The sequence below is a fragment of the Micromonospora lacuserhaii genome, assembly GCF_036902735.1.
In the GTDB taxonomy this organism is placed as follows: domain Bacteria; phylum Actinomycetota; class Actinomycetes; order Mycobacteriales; family Micromonosporaceae; genus Micromonospora.
In genome coordinates, this window is sequence record NZ_JBAKHO010000034.1 from 16,056 (window position 1) to 29,819 (window position 13,764).

Genomic DNA, 13,764 nt, shown 5'->3' on the forward strand with positions numbered 1-13,764 from the left:
GAGCTGGCGCCGTGAGCGCGAGGAGTGAGCCGGGGTTGCGAGCCCCGCAGTCGCGAATTGAGCTGGCGCCGTGAGCGGCCCGGAGCCCGCCCTCCTGGACCGGATCCGGGACAAGCTGGAGCTGCTCCGGCGGGTGGCGGCCGACGGCGAACTCGCCGTCGTGGTGGGCGACCCGACCCCGCTGGAGCCCGTACCCGACCTGCCCGGCGTGGCCGAGGTGTACTCCCTCTTCGGCCGGCTGGAGGGGGACAACTTCCGCTTCGCCCCGCCTGCCGAGATCGTCACCCCGGCGGCCTGGGCGGCCCGCACCGTCGACGAGTCCGACCCGATGGGCAGTCCGCTCGCCGTGGGCCACGAGCTGCACAGCATTCCACCGGGGCTGCGCGACGACATCCCCGCCGGCGCCCCGATCTACCTCGACCCGGAGGACCTCGACGTCTACTGGATGGAGCCGGACGACTACGTCTTCCAGTACGAGCACCCCGACGAGGACGTGGCGTTCACCGTGCTGGCGCCGGACGTGGCGACCTTCTTCGACGAGCACGTGCTCGGCCCGCGCTACCCCGAGCTGGTCGCCACCGTCCTCGGCCCCGGGGTCGCCGAGCGACGACTCCGCACCGGGCGGCACACCGGCGAGTACGCCGACAACTGGCGCCGGCTGCTGATCGCCGCCGGGCTCTCCTCCTGACCCACTGCCGACCGCGAAGGACCGTCATGGCTGCTGATCCCCGGTTCACCGCACTGTGGAGCGAGGACGAGCTGATCCCCTACCCCCGCCAGGCGTGGCTGGAGGGGGGCTTCAGCCCCGACCTGCTCCCCGAGGGCGACGAGATCCCGCTCGACGTCGAGGTCGTCTACAGCGCCTTCCTGGAGGGCGACATCGAGCTGTACGACACCATCGCGCTGACCACCGAGGACGGCTCGCTGGACGTCCGGCTGATCGTGGTCGGGATGGTCGCCGACAACAGCGACCTGCTCTACGTGCTCGACCCGCGTACCGGCGAGATCCTCCAGTACGACCTGGAGCAGCAGGACGTCCAGGGCGTCAACAGCAACTTCCGCACCTTCGTCGAGTTCCTCTACCGGTTCGCGCTCTTCGTCGAGGCCGACGAGGGCAAGGCGGGTCGGGCCGAGCGGGCCGAGCAGCTGCGCATGGTCCTGGAGAGCATCGACCCGGCGGCCTTCGCCCCGGACGGCTGGTGGCCGCTGGTGCTCAGCCAGCTCAAGTAGGCCGGCACGCCCGGATCGCGTTCAGCGTGGTGTGCACGTCGAACTGGTGCCCGTCGTCGCTGTCCCAGCCGCCGTCGCTGCGCTGCGTCTCGGTGAGCCGTTTGCGCGCCGAGACCAGCAGCCACTGCTCATCGCCGACGTCGACCCGGCGCAGCGTCGCGGCCAGCCAGGCCACGTCCGCCGGGGACATCTGCGGGATGCGCTCGGCGAGCACCGCCTGGATCCGCGCCGACTCGTAGTACAGCTCCTGCCGGTGCAGCACCGCCGCGCTCAGCCACCCGGCGGGCAGGAACGACGGCCAGCTCCCGTCGGGCGCGAGCTGCCCGGCGAGCGCCTGGGCGGCGGCCTGCACCACCCCGGCGTACGCCCCACCGACCCGGTGGTCGAGCGGCCCCGCGGCGCGGGCGTCCCGACCACCGACGGTCAGCCAGAACCCGGCGTTGGCGGTGAGGTAGAGGCGGGCCTCCGGGTCACCCGGTCGGGCCCACTCGGGCGCGCTGCCGGCCAGCCGGGGATCCTCGTCCCAGCCACCATCGGGCAACTGCCGGGCGGCCAGCCAGTCCAGCGCGTGCCGGGCGGCGGGCCGGCCCAGCGCGCCCAGGTCGTCCAGCTCGGCCAGGCGGAAGCAGGTGGCGTCGACCGACGGCACGTCGCCGTCGAGCGTGGCCGGCCACCCGCCGTCCGGTGTCTGCCCGACCTCGGCCGCGTCGAGCAGTTCTGCCGGGACCGGGGCGCCGGTGCGCAGCCGGGAGAGCCGAGCGCGATCGACCGCGTCCCCGTGAGCCACGACGAAGCCGATCGCGGCGTCAATGTCCACCACGGCGGACACGCTACCTGCGAAAAGACGATCTCGCCTCCGGGGAATGGCCCCGCCGGAGGTGGCCGGGCGGCTACCGGGTGATCTGAACGCGAAGGGGCCCTCCCGGCACCGGGAGGGCCCCTTCGACGATCGGTCAGTACGCGGGCAGCGACGGGTCGATCTGCTTGATCCAGGAGAGCACCCCGCCCTGGACGTGCACCGCGTCGCGGAACCCGGCCGCCTTGAGCGCGGCGAGCGCCTCGGCGGAGCGGACGCCGGACTTGCAGTGCAGCACGATCTGCTTGTCCTGGGGGAGCTTCGACAGCGCCTCGCCGGAGATGATCTCGCCCTTGGGGATCAGGGTGGCGCCGGGGATCCGGACAATCTCGTACTCGGCCGGCTCGCGGACGTCGACGAGGAAGATGTCCTTGCCGGCGTCCTGCCACTCCTGGAGCTCCAGCGCGGTGATGGTCGCGTCGACCACCGCCTCCTGGGCCTCCTCGGAGACCGCGCCGCAGAAGTCCTCGTAGTCCTCCAGCAGATCGGTGACGGTCGGGTTCTCCCCGCAGAGCACGCAGTTCGGGTCCTTGCGGACCTTGATCTTGCGGTACTCCATCTCGAGGGCGTCGTAGACCATCAGCCGGCCGACCAGCGGCTCGCCGATGCCGGTGAGCAGCTTGATCGCCTCGTTGACCTGGATCGACCCGATCGACGCGCAGAGCACGCCGAGCACGCCGCCCTCGGCGCAGGAGGGGACCATGCCGGGCGGCGGCGGCTCCGGGTAGAGGCAGCGGTAGCAGGGGCCGTGCTCGGCCCAGAAGACCGACGCCTGACCGTCGAAGCGGTAGATCGAACCCCAGACGTACGGCTTGCCGAGCAGCACCGCCGCGTCGTTGACCATGTAGCGGGTGGCGAAGTTGTCGGTGCCGTCGACGATCAGGTCGTACTGGGCGAAGATCTCCCGGACGTTGTCCCGGTCCAGCGCGGTGTTGTGGATCTCCACGTTGACCAGCGGATTGATCTCGCGGATCGAGGCGGCGGCCGACTCGGCCTTGGCGCGCCCGATGTCGGAGACCCCGTGGATGATCTGCCGCTGGAGGTTCGACTCGTCGACGGTGTCGAAGTCGATGATGCCGAGCGTCCCGACCCCGGCGGCGGCGAGGTACATCAGGGCCGGCGATCCGAGGCCGCCGGCGCCCACGCAGAGCACCCGGGCGTTCTTCAGCCGCTTCTGCCCCTCGACCCCGACGTCCGGGATGATCAGGTGGCGTGAGTAGCGGCGGATCTCGTCAACGGTCAGCTCGGCGGCGGGCTCGACGAGCGGGGGCAGCGACACGGTGGACTCCCCGGGATCGGCTGGTGGCGAACCGCGCCATTGTCGCTCGGCCGGTGGCCGGTCGGCCATGAGCAGGGACACGTCGTCCGACATGCGGGAGCGGGAATAACTCAGATGCCGGGAACGAGGCCCCCCTCGTACCGGTCACCGCCCACGTACGGCCAGGCGTTGGCGACGCAACCGTCCAGGCCGTACGTCTGCTGCTGCATCACCGGCGCCGGCTGCCCCGGACCGGGGCAGGCCTGGTGCTCCTCGCCGAGCTCGTGGCCGACCTCGTGGTTGATCACGTACGACCGGTACGTCTCGATCGGCGCCCCGTAGTCGGGCACCCCCTCCATCCACCGGGCCAGGTTGACGATCACCTGGCCGGGCAGCCGGCAGGAGGTGTACCCGTCGGTGCTCAGCCCACCGTCGGCGCACATCCGCTCGGAGGTGGCCGGGGTGGCGAGGTAGATGGTGAAGTCGGCGGCGGCCGGCTCGGAGACCCGCTGCATCCGCAGTTCCCCCGACGCGATCCAGCTGCGCCGGTCGCCGAGGGCGTCGTCGACGGTGGCGGCGAAGGCGTCGACGTCCTGGCCGGTGCCCTGCTCGACCAGGACCCGGTAGCGGCGCAGCGGACCGTCGACGCCCTGGATCGACGACCGCCCGTCGGCGGCGGCGAAGAGGCCGGGGCCGCTGCTCGGGTACGCCGGTGCCTGGTCGCCGGCACCGATGTCGTCGGCCATCCGTTGCGCGATCGGCGCGGGCGGGACGCCCGGATCCCCACGGTGCACGAGGGCGACCCCGCCGGCCGTCGCCCCGAGCAGGAGAAGACCGAGCAGCAGGGCCCGCCGTCGGCGTCGCCGCATCCGGACCAGGCCGGGCCGCCGGCTCGCACCGGTCGACTCGGGCCGGTCGTCGTCGGCGGCGGTCGAGGCGAAGGGATCCACCCGGCCAGCATGCCAGACTATTCGGGCATACCGCCGCTATTGTCGCAAGCTCCGCGAAGATGTTTCACATGACGCGCAAGGGTTCAGACCGGCGGACCGCTGTATCGCTTCCCCGCCACGTACGGCCACGGGTTCGCGGTGCAGCCGCCGAGGAAGAGCGACTGCTGCTGCATCACCGGCGCGGGGCGTCCGGCGCCCGGGCAGGCCTCGTGGTGGTGCCCGAGCTGATGACCGACCTCGTGGTTCACCACGTACAGGCGGTACAGCGAGAGCGGCACCCCCGCCGAGACGAAGTGCGGCACGGAGGTTCGCCAGCGGTCCAGGTTGATGATCACCTTCCCGGGCGCCCGGCAGGAGGTGTACGGCCGCCCACCGACCCGGATGTCGACGCCACCGGCCAGGCACATCCGGCCCGCCGTACGCGGCGTGGCCAGGAAGACGGTGAACTCCGCCGGACTGCCGCCCGGCACCCGGCGCAACCGCAGCTTGCCGCTGTCCACCCAGCTCCCCGGCCCGGTCAGCGCCTGCTGCACCTGGTCGGAGAAGGCCCGCACGTCCTCGCCGGACCCGTTCTCGACCGCCACCCGGTACCCCCGCACCGCACCGGAGCGGCCGAGGACCGCACCCGCCCGGTCGTCGTACCCGAAGGTGCCGCTCCCCGCGGCCGGCACCGCGCCGGCCAGCTGGAGCACCGGCGCCGCGCTCGACGCGGCCGGGCTCGGCGTCACCGTCGGGTTCGGGACCGGGCCATCGGTCGGCGACGGCGACGGGGTACCGGCCGTCGCGCTCGGCTCGGCGGCGAGCAGACCCGCGCCGGCCGACGGCCACTCGACGGTCGCCGCGACCCCGGCGGACCCGGCCACCAGCAGCGCGGCCAGTAACAGGGCCGGTCGCCACCGGCCGGCGGACGAGCGGCGCGGTCGAGCGCGGTGCGACTGTCTCGGCAGGTCACCGTAGGGGAAGTTGCTGGGCATCCCGCTCAGCCTGCCATGCCGCGGTGCGCCGCGGCGTCCCCCGTTTCGGCGAGGAGTCCCACCACCGCCCGGGCCACCGTGCGGGGCACCTCCATCTGCGCCACGTGGCCGACGTCCCGCAGCATCAGCAGCCGACTGTCCGGGATCACCCGTGCGGTCTGCGGCGCCACCCGCACGTCCACCAGCCGGTCCTTCATCCCTCCCACCACCAGTGTGGGCGCCTGGATGGACGCGGCGATCCGCCACATCGAGCCCGGCCCCGGCAGGTACGACCGCAGGAAGCTGGAGACCAGGCCGCGGAACGTACGGACGTACGCGGCGGCGTAGTGGGTGGCCTCGTAGCGGATCCGGATCTCCTCCAGCGCCTCCTGTCGGCGCTGCTCACTGATCCGGCTCAGGTCCGCGACGCACGCCTCCATCGCCTGCTGGGCCATCACCTCGGGGGCCAGTTGGGCCAGCCGCCAGGCGGCCAGCCGCTCCCCGCGCGGGATGGCCAGCAGCGGCAGCATCCGCCCCTGCACCGAGCGGTGGAAGGCCAGGAACGGCAGCGCCGGAGAGATCAGGGTCAGGGTCCGCACCAGGTCGGGCCGCAGCCCCGCGACCTGCACCGAGATCGCCCCACCCAGCGAGTTGCCGAACAGGTGCACCGGGCCACGCCCAGAATGCTCGATCCACCGGATCACCCGCTCGGCGAAGGCGGGGATCGTGTAGCTCGGTCCCGGCTCGCTGCGCCCGAAGCCGGGCAGGTCGATGGCCTGGCCGTCCAGCCGGTCGGCGAGCAGCCCGGCCAGGTCGGTCCAGTTCTGCGACGATCCCCCCAGCCCATGCACGTAGAGGGCGGGTTCGGCGTCCGGCCCGGTGGCGGGGGTGTCCCGGACGTAGGTGATCGTGCCGTCGAGCCGCACCGCTCGGCCGGGCCACGGCGGCGGGATGTCGTGTGGGGGCAGAAGGTGGTCGGGCCAGAGGGCGGCGCGCTTCATCTCTCTAGTTTTCCCGCTCGTGCCCAGTGCGACACCGCAACGCCGGTCACGCCAGCAGCGCCTCGAGCCGCCGGTTCACCGCGGCCAGTGTCGCCCGGACCACCGCCTGCCTCGGGTCGCCGGCGACCAGGGCGGAACCGGCCAGCTGCTCCACCCAACCGTCGCAGACCAGCAACACCACCACCGTCGCCACCTCGCAGTTGCCGAACGGCACCACCGCGGTGTGCTCGACGAAGCAGCGCCCCCGGTCGGCGGTGCGCTCGGAGCCGCGCAACAGCTGGTCGACCGCAGCCGCGGCGGCCACCGCGCAGAGCCGCAGGACGTACCCGTCCACGGCCGGGCCGGTGGAGTGCCCGGCGGCGACCTCACCATCGGCAAGCAGTCGTACCTCGACGGTGGCGTCCAGGCCGAACGTGCTCACCTGCACGTGGTCGATCACCACCCGGGGCCCCGGCACGCCGCCGGTGTCCAGCGGGCGGGAGGGCGCGGTCTCCGTCGTGGTCATCTGACCACCGGAGTACGACGTGCCGGCCGTGGCCGGGCTGCCGGCGGCCGGCGGCGCGGAGTACGCCGTCACCTCCTCCACACTGGCCCGGCCCCGGTGCGGGGAGATCTGTCGGCGTCGGCGCGGGACACCGGCCACCATCTCGGCTGGCTGCTCCCCCCGGTCGGGGTCGGCCACCGCAGCGGGAAGCCTCGTCTCGGCGGGACGTTCCGCGCGCACGACCGGGTCGACCGGCCGGACGGCGCCCGCGCCGGCCGGCCGGACGGCGCCCGCGCCGGCCCGGGGCTCGCGCTCCCCGGTGGCGGCCGGCGGAGCGGCGGACCGGGGATCCGCATCCCGGGAACGGGAACGGGAGCGGGCGTCCGCGTCGCGCGTCTCAGTGGCCCCGGCACCCCCGGCGGCCCTGCTCTCGGCCGGGCGGCTCTCCGTCGGGCGGTTCTCCGTCGGGCGGCTCTCCGTCGGGCGGCTCTCCGTCGGGCGGCTCTCCGTCGCCCGGGCCTCTGTCGGCCGGCGGCGCATCGGCGGCGCCGGGGCGGCCGGCGATCCGGGCAGGTTCTGCGGAGCCGCGGCCAGCCCCATCCGCTCCTGGAGCAGGCGGGCCACCATTCGGCTGACCTCGGCCGGGTCGGCGCCGTCGGAGAGGTCGAGCCGCAGGCTGTGGGCGCCGGCCGGGGTACGACGCAGCGCGGCGTCCCGCACGCCGGCCACCTCCCGGACGGCGTCGAGGATGGCGTTGACGTCGAAGCCCTCGGGGCGTTCCCGCAGTGGGGCGGGCTCGTCGTCCCGGCGCAGATGGGTGGCGATGCGGGCGAGTTCCGGGGTTTCGGCGGGTGGCTCCACGGCAGGCGGCTCCGGCACGACGGGCACGTCCGGTTCGGCGGGGACGCGCTGCGGCAGCACCGCCGCGCCGCCATCCGGCCTCAGGTCGTCCGAGACCGGCTCGGGCGTGGGCTCCGGATCTGGGGCGGACCGGCGGGCCGCGTAGGAGGGTGCACCCGTCGGGGCGGGCGCGGACGACGTGCGGTCGAGGCGACGCGGCCCGCTCATGGCGGGAAGGGGCGCGGCGCCGGAACCGGCGAGGGTCGGCGGATTACCGGAGCCGGTGCGGGTCGGCGGATTACCGGAGCCGGCAAGGGTCGGCGGGTTGCCGGGGCCGGCGAGGGTCGGCGAATGGTCCGGACGTCCTCGCGGGGCGACGGCCTCGCCCGGCAGCGAACGGAGCCGGAAGGGCTGTTCAGCCCGGTCGACGACCGGGCCGCGGTCCGGGCCGGTCTCCGCCGCCGGTGCGGGCGGTGCGCTGCTGGGCGGGGACACCGTGGGCCCGCCGGGCCACGCGGGGGGCTCGACGACGGGCCGGTCGAGGCCGGGCCGATCGCCCACCGGCCGGTCGAGGGCCGGTCGGCCGGGTGAGGAGCGGTCGGTCGCCGATCGGTCCGGGGAGGGCCGATCGAGGCCGGGCCGGTCGACGACCGGACGATCCAGTGAGGGCCGGTCCAGCGAGGGCCGGTCCAGTGAGGGCCGCTCGAAGGAGGGTCGCTCGAAGGAGGGCCGGTCGAGGCCCGGACGGTCGATCGTCGCCCTGTCGAGGCCCGCCCTGTCGGGACCCGCACGATCGAGTCCCGCACGATCGAGTCCCGCACGATCGAGGCCAGGGCGGTCAACACCCGCCCGATCGACACCGGGGCGGTCGACACCGGCCCGATCGACGCCGGGGGCATCCGCGGCAGGCGGGTCGGCGCGGGGCCGCTCGGCGGCCGGGTGATCCAGGGTCGACCGATCGAGGGGCGACGCCTCCGTCTCGGCGACAGCCGGTCGGGCCGCCGGCCCGGACGCCACGCGGGGCTCCGACTCTGAGCGGGTGACCTCGTACGGACGACCGGTCTCGGAGCGCACCGGCTCGTACGGGCGGGCCGGCTCGGCCCGGACCGGCTCGTACGGTTGGGCCTGCTCCGGGCGCATCGGCTCGTACGGCCGGCTCGGTTCCGCGGCCCAGTCGGCCGCCCGATCCGCCCGGGCCCGGCGACCGCCCGGCTTCTCCTCCCGCGACCAGGGCGGTGCCCAGCTCCCACCCCAGCTCGGCCGGTTCCAGCTCGGGCCCGACCAGTCCGGTTCGTCGGCGGGCAGCACCGGCCGGCGGTCGGCGTCGGGCTCGGCGACGCGCCGGTCCGATTCCACCGGGTCCGACGGCTCGGCGCCGAACCGGTCCGCCCAGCGGGGCGGCTCGGCGGCCGTCGAAGGCTCGGCGTCGGCGCGCTCGCCCCGCCCGGCGCGGCCGTTCGGCGCGACGCGTTCGTTCTGCGGAGCGCGTTCGTTCTGCGGAGCGCGTTCGTTCTGCGGAGCGCGTTCGTCATGCGGGGCGCGTTCGTCATGCGGGGCGCGGTCGTCATGCGGGGCGTGGCCGTTCGGCGCCGCGCGGCCGTTCTGCGGTGCGCGGTCGTTCGGGGCGGCACGACCGTTCTGCGCGGCGTGGTCGTTCTCGGGGGCGGGCTCGTTGAGGGGGGCGTGGAAGCCGGGGGGCACCTCGAAGCCGGAGGCTGCCGTGCCCACCGGGGGCACCTGCACGGCCGGCGGGGCCGACGAGGGGAACATCCCCTCGGCCCACGGGCTCACCCGGACACCGGGCGGCTCGTCGGAGGCATGCCGGGCGGTGGGGTCGGGCTCCGTCTGCTGCTCGACCGGGGGGACCGGCCGCTGCGCCGGCACGACCAGCCGGTCGCCGTCGGAGTCGCGGCGGGCCTCGGCGCCGAACCGGGGCTGGTCGGCGGGCGGGGCGCTGACCGGCGACGGTCGGGCCGCGAGCTCGTCCTCGGGGTGGCCGACGCCGTTGAGCCGGGGCCGCCCGTTGCGGGGCGCGAGATCGTCGGCCGTCGGGTCGGCGAGCGGCGCCGGCAGGTCGCCGTGCCGGGGCGAGGAGGCGCCCCAGCCGGAGTGCGGATCGGGCTGGCGCCACGGGGCTGCGGGCTCCCGGTAGGTGGGGGCGTCCGTCCCGCCGGACCACCCGGTCGCCGGCGGTGCCCACCCAGTGACGGAGCGGGCCAGGTCGTCGTGCTGACCCGTCCCGTCGCCGTGCTCTCCCGGGGTGGCGGCACCGGGTTGCCCTGTTTCACTCACCGCGCGCTCCTTGGTCGCCCTCGCTGAGGCTACCGTGTGGTGACAGTGGCGATAAGTTACGGCGGCGGGCCAATTCCGGGCCGGGGTCATTGCCCTGACCGGTACGGGGTAAAAGTGCCGGCTCGTACGAAGAACTCGGAGGTTCCCATGACCGCTGTGGGGAACGGTGCGCAGACCGCCGGCCGGCCCACCAGGCTGCCCCGCTCGGCGCGCCGTAAGCAGCTGCTCGCGGCGGCTCAGGAGGTGTTCGTCGCGCAGGGCTACCACGCCGCCGCGATGGACGACATCGCCGAGCGGGCGGGGGTCTCCAAGCCGGTGCTCTACCAGCACTTTCCGGGCAAGATGGAGCTCTATCTGGCCCTGCTGGACACGCACTGCGACGCCATGGTCGCCAAGGTGCACGAGGCGATGCGCGGTACCAACGACAACAAGGAGCGGGTCGGGGCCGCGGTCCGCGCCTACTTCGACTTCGTCGACCACGAGAGCGAGGCGTTCCGTCTCGTCTTCGAGTCGGACCTGCGCAACGACCCGGCGGTGCGGCAGCGCGTCGAGCGGGTCGAGCAGGGCTCCATCGCGGCGATCACCGACACCATCATCTCGGACACGGGCATCAGCCGGGCGCACGCCGAGCTGCTCGCCTCCGGCCTGGTCGGTGCGGCCGAGACCGCCGCCCAGTTCTGGCTGGCCGGCGGTCGCCAGGTGCCCAAGGCGGAGGCGGAGGCGCTGGTCGCGGCGCTGTCGTGGCGTGGGATCGCCAGCTTCCCGCTGCAAGGTGAGTCAGCCTGAACATCCGGCCCCGAGATCGGATAGCCTTCCCAACGGCGGCTCTTTCGCCCACCTGAGGAGGCACAGTGGAGGTCAAGATCGGCGTGCAGTACGCGCCGCGCGAGCTGGTTCTGGAGAGCGCGCAGTCGCCGGCCGAGATCGAGCAGATCGTGACCGACGCCTTCGCCAAGGAGGAGGGAACGCTCTCCCTCACCGACGAGAAGGGCCGACGGATCATCGTGCCGGTCAGCAAGGTCGCCTACGTCGAGATCGCCGAGGCGTCCCCGCGGGCGGTCGGTTTCACCGTCCGCTGACCCGGTCCGGCCCCCGCGGCGGCGCGAGTCGCCGCGGGCCGGGCCTGGCCCGGTCCGCGCCCGTCGCCGTCAGTTGTTGAGACCGACGGCGGTCATCCGGGCGGTGTGGTTGGCGGTGAGCCTCCGGAACAGCGCCGGCACGTCCGTCCCGTCCCGCGCGATGAGCGCGGTGAGCGCTCCGCGGTCGGCGGCGGCGACCCGCCCCGCCTGGGAGAGCGCCTCGCCGACGAGCCGGCGGGCCCACATGGAGAGCCGGTTCGCCACCCGCGGGTCGATCTCGATTGCCGCGCGGATCTCGGTCGCCGCGAATTCGGCGTACCGGGACTCGTGCAGGACGTCGCGCACCAGTCCCCGGTACGGCTCCTCCAGCCGGTCGGCGATCTCGCCCAGGAAGTCGTCGGTGATCCCGTCCCCGACGTACGCCTTGGTCACCGCCTCCAGCCAGTCCCGCGGCTCGGTCGAGTCGTGGTACGCCCGCAACGGCCCGACGTACGGCGCCATCACGTCGTCGGGGGTGGCGCCGAGTGCGGTGAGCCAGTCGGCGAGCCGCCGGTAGTTGCCGATCTCGGCGCCGGCCATCTCGCTCAGTGCGGCCCGTCGGCGCAGGTCGGGGGCGAGCCGGGCGTCAGCGGCCAGCCGGTCGAAGGCCAGCAGCTCGCCGTAGGCCACCAAGCCGAGCAGGTCGACGACGGCGGCGGGGCTTGTCGGGGCGGACACGAGCGCAGGGTACCGCCCGGGACGTCCCCTTTCCGACCCGCTGGGGTGACGCAGATCACACTTGTCACCCCCGGCGAAGAGGCGCTCACCGCGCTCCGGGACGACCGGGGACCCGCTCGGGTAGGATGGAGCAGTTGCCGCGGGCGCCGATCTGATCGAAGTCCTGCCTGCGGCGCGCGTGCGGCCCGGTCCGGCTCGGCGTTTTCCGCCGCCGACCGCGTGGCCCGCGCCAAACCGAACGCGCCCTGAGGACAAGACGGGGCGCACCACGAGAGGGCACCCCCAGATCCAGATGAGCGAACAAATTCTCGAAGAGCTGGGTGGCCACGAACTGGCCCCCACCGCCCCGGTCCGTCCGGAGGCCCCCACCTTCGCCGCGCTCGGCGCGCGGCCCGAGACCGTCGAGGCCCTGGCCGCGGCGGGCATCACCCGCGCCTTCGCGATCCAGGAGTACGCGATCCCGATCGCGCTGCGCGGCACCGACATGATCGGCCAGGCGCCGACCGGCACCGGCAAGACCCTCGGCTTCGGCGTACCGCTGCTGGAGCGGGTCTTCGCGCCCGGCGAGGGCAGCGACGGCGTGCCGCAGGCCCTGGTCGTCGTCCCCACCCGCGAGCTGGGCATCCAGGTCGCCAAGGACCTGGCCGCCGCGGGCCGCACCCGGGGCGTCCGGGTGCTGCCGATCTACGGCGGCGTGGCGTACGAACCGCAGATCGACGCGCTGCGCAAGGGCGTGGAGATCCTGGTCGGCACACCTGGCCGGCTGATGGACCTGCAGAAGCAGAAGCACCTGCGGCTCGACCGGGTGCGCGCGCTGGTCCTCGACGAGGCCGACCGGATGCTCGACCTGGGCTTCCTCGACGACGTCGAGAAGATCCTGGCGATGCTGCCGGAGGACCGGCAGACGATGCTCTTCTCGGCCACCATGCCGGACCCGATCGTCACGCTCTCCCGGCGCTTCCTGCGCCGTCCGATGACGATCCACGCCGGGCACACCGCCGACACCGGCCCGTCGCCGCAGACCCAGCAGCTGGCCTACCGCACCCACTCGATGAACAAGATCGAGATCGTGGCCCGGATCCTGCAGGCCGAGGGTCGCGGGCTGACCATGATCTTCACCCGGACGAAGCGGGCCGCCGACCGGGTCGCCGAGGACCTCGACTTCCGCGGCTTCGCGGTCGCCGCCGTCCACGGCGACCTGGGCCAGGGCGCCCGCGAGCGGGCGCTGCGTGCGTTCCGGGCCGGGAAGATCGACACTCTGGTCGCCACCGACGTGGCGGCCCGGGGCATCGACGTGAGTGGCGTCACCCACGTCATCAACTACGACTGCCCCGAGGACCAGGACACCTACACCCACCGGATCGGCCGCACCGGCCGGGCGGGGGCGACCGGCGTCGCGGTGACCTTCGTCGACTGGGACGACATGCCCCGCTGGCGGATCATCGACAAGACGCTCGGCCTGGACATGCCGGAGCCGCCGGAGACGTACCACACCTCGCCGCACCTCTACACCGACCTCGACATCTCCACCGAGATCACCGGCACCCTGCCGACCGCCGAGCGGACCCGCGCCGGGCTCGCCGCCGAGGTCGAGGAGGACCTGGGCGGCCGGCCGCGACGTGGTGAGACCGGCGGCCGGGGCTCCCGGCGCGGTGACGGCCGGGGCGAGGGCCACGGTCGCGGCGAGAGCCGTGGGCGGGGCGAGAGCAGCGGGCGGGGCGAGAGCCGCCGTGGCGGCCGCTCCGACGCCGGCACGCCGGACGCCGAGGCGCCCGTCGCCGTCGCCGAGGGCGAGGAGGGTCCGCGTACTCCGCGCCGCCGGCGTCGCCGCCGGGCCGGCGAGGCGGCCGCGGGCGAGACGACCGCGGTGACCACCGGCGGCGACGCCGGGAGCACCGAGCCGGCCGCATCGGCCGCCGAGGGCGAGGCGTCGGCCAAGCCGCGCCGCCGCCGGCGCCGCCGTGGTGGCGCTTCCGGCGCCGACACGCCGGCCGAGGCGATCGCCGACTGACCAGCGGAACACCGGACATCCCCCGTACCGCCCACGCGGTACGGGGGATGTTCCCTTTCCCACCCAGGGCCGGCCCGACCGGTGGTCCGGGCC

11 protein-coding genes and 1 pseudogene are annotated in these 13,764 nt (G+C 74.4%); 5 read left to right on the forward strand and 7 right to left on the reverse strand.

The window, feature by feature from the left end; genetic code table 11:
- The first annotated feature begins 70 nt into the window (after positions 1-70).
- Positions 71-688 carry a hypothetical protein gene (locus V6U81_RS20050; RefSeq protein ID WP_334491388.1) on the forward strand — a complete coding sequence of 206 codons (618 nt, stop codon included), beginning with the start codon at positions 71-73 and terminating at the stop codon, positions 686-688.
- A gap of 26 nt (positions 689-714) precedes the next feature.
- Positions 715-1,230 carry an SUKH-4 family immunity protein gene (locus tag V6U81_RS20055; RefSeq protein ID WP_334491389.1) on the forward strand — a complete coding sequence of 172 codons (516 nt, stop codon included), beginning with the start codon at positions 715-717 and terminating at the stop codon, positions 1,228-1,230.
- Here V6U81_RS20055 and V6U81_RS20060 read toward each other — a convergent pair.
- The 6 genes and pseudogenes from V6U81_RS20060 to V6U81_RS20085 all read right to left on the reverse strand — a co-directional run.
- Positions 1,223-2,050: a prenyltransferase/squalene oxidase repeat-containing protein gene (locus tag V6U81_RS20060; protein ID WP_334491390.1), complete on the reverse strand. Its 828-nt coding sequence runs from the start codon at positions 2,048-2,050 to the stop codon at positions 1,223-1,225. The two genes, V6U81_RS20055 and V6U81_RS20060, sit on opposite strands and share 8 nt — an antisense overlap.
- A gap of 133 nt (positions 2,051-2,183) precedes the next feature.
- Positions 2,184-3,434, reverse strand: coding sequence for an adenylyltransferase/sulfurtransferase MoeZ (gene moeZ, locus V6U81_RS20065; RefSeq protein ID WP_420884047.1), 1,251 nt, complete (start codon positions 3,432-3,434; stop codon positions 2,184-2,186).
- Positions 3,435-3,475: 41 nt separating this feature from the next.
- Positions 3,476-4,294: a DUF3152 domain-containing protein gene (locus V6U81_RS20070; protein ID WP_334491392.1), complete on the reverse strand. Its 819-nt coding sequence runs from the start codon at positions 4,292-4,294 to the stop codon at positions 3,476-3,478.
- Between the two features lie 83 nt (positions 4,295-4,377).
- On the reverse strand, positions 4,378-5,268 hold the full coding sequence (locus V6U81_RS20075) for a DUF3152 domain-containing protein (RefSeq protein WP_334491393.1): 891 nt from the start codon (positions 5,266-5,268) through the stop codon (positions 4,378-4,380).
- Positions 5,269-5,273: 5 nt separating this feature from the next.
- The gene (locus V6U81_RS20080; RefSeq protein ID WP_334491394.1) at positions 5,274-6,248 is read right to left on the reverse strand and encodes an alpha/beta fold hydrolase; all 975 of its coding nucleotides are present in this window, start codon (positions 6,246-6,248) and stop codon (positions 5,274-5,276) included.
- Between the two features lie 46 nt (positions 6,249-6,294).
- Positions 6,295-7,956: pseudogene (locus V6U81_RS20085) on the reverse strand (hypothetical protein); the annotation flags it as partial.
- A gap of 2,055 nt (positions 7,957-10,011) precedes the next feature.
- On the opposite strand from V6U81_RS20085, the gene V6U81_RS20090 reads away from it, so the two are divergent.
- The gene (locus tag V6U81_RS20090) at positions 10,012-10,650 is read left to right on the forward strand and encodes a TetR/AcrR family transcriptional regulator (RefSeq protein WP_334491395.1); all 639 of its coding nucleotides are present in this window, start codon (positions 10,012-10,014) and stop codon (positions 10,648-10,650) included.
- A gap of 65 nt (positions 10,651-10,715) precedes the next feature.
- Positions 10,716-10,943: a DUF3107 domain-containing protein gene (locus V6U81_RS20095; protein WP_334491396.1), complete on the forward strand. Its 228-nt coding sequence runs from the start codon at positions 10,716-10,718 to the stop codon at positions 10,941-10,943.
- A gap of 69 nt (positions 10,944-11,012) precedes the next feature.
- Here V6U81_RS20095 and V6U81_RS20100 read toward each other — a convergent pair whose 3' ends face one another.
- Positions 11,013-11,660, reverse strand: coding sequence for a ferritin-like fold-containing protein (locus tag V6U81_RS20100; protein WP_334491397.1), 648 nt, complete (start codon positions 11,658-11,660; stop codon positions 11,013-11,015).
- A gap of 292 nt (positions 11,661-11,952) precedes the next feature.
- Between V6U81_RS20100 and V6U81_RS20105 the strand changes: the two genes are divergently transcribed.
- Positions 11,953-13,671: a DEAD/DEAH box helicase gene (locus V6U81_RS20105; protein WP_334491398.1), complete on the forward strand. Its 1,719-nt coding sequence runs from the start codon at positions 11,953-11,955 to the stop codon at positions 13,669-13,671.
- Positions 13,672-13,764 lie beyond the last annotated feature (93 nt).

Excerpts from the sequence above, each read along its gene's own strand:
- V6U81_RS20055 (WP_334491389.1), top strand. The coding sequence starts at position 715 with ATGGCTGCTGATCCCCGGTTCACCGCACTGTGGAGCGAGGACGAGCTG.
- moeZ (WP_420884047.1), bottom strand. The coding sequence starts at position 3,434 with ATGGCCGACCGGCCACCGGCCGAGCGACAATGGCGCGGTTCGCCACCA.
- V6U81_RS20075 (WP_334491393.1), bottom strand. The coding sequence starts at position 5,268 with ATGCCCAGCAACTTCCCCTACGGTGACCTGCCGAGACAGTCGCACCGC.
- V6U81_RS20080 (WP_334491394.1), bottom strand. The coding sequence starts at position 6,248 with ATGAAGCGCGCCGCCCTCTGGCCCGACCACCTTCTGCCCCCACACGAC.
- V6U81_RS20090 (WP_334491395.1), top strand. The coding sequence starts at position 10,012 with ATGACCGCTGTGGGGAACGGTGCGCAGACCGCCGGCCGGCCCACCAGG.
- V6U81_RS20105 (WP_334491398.1), top strand. The coding sequence starts at position 11,953 with ATGAGCGAACAAATTCTCGAAGAGCTGGGTGGCCACGAACTGGCCCCC.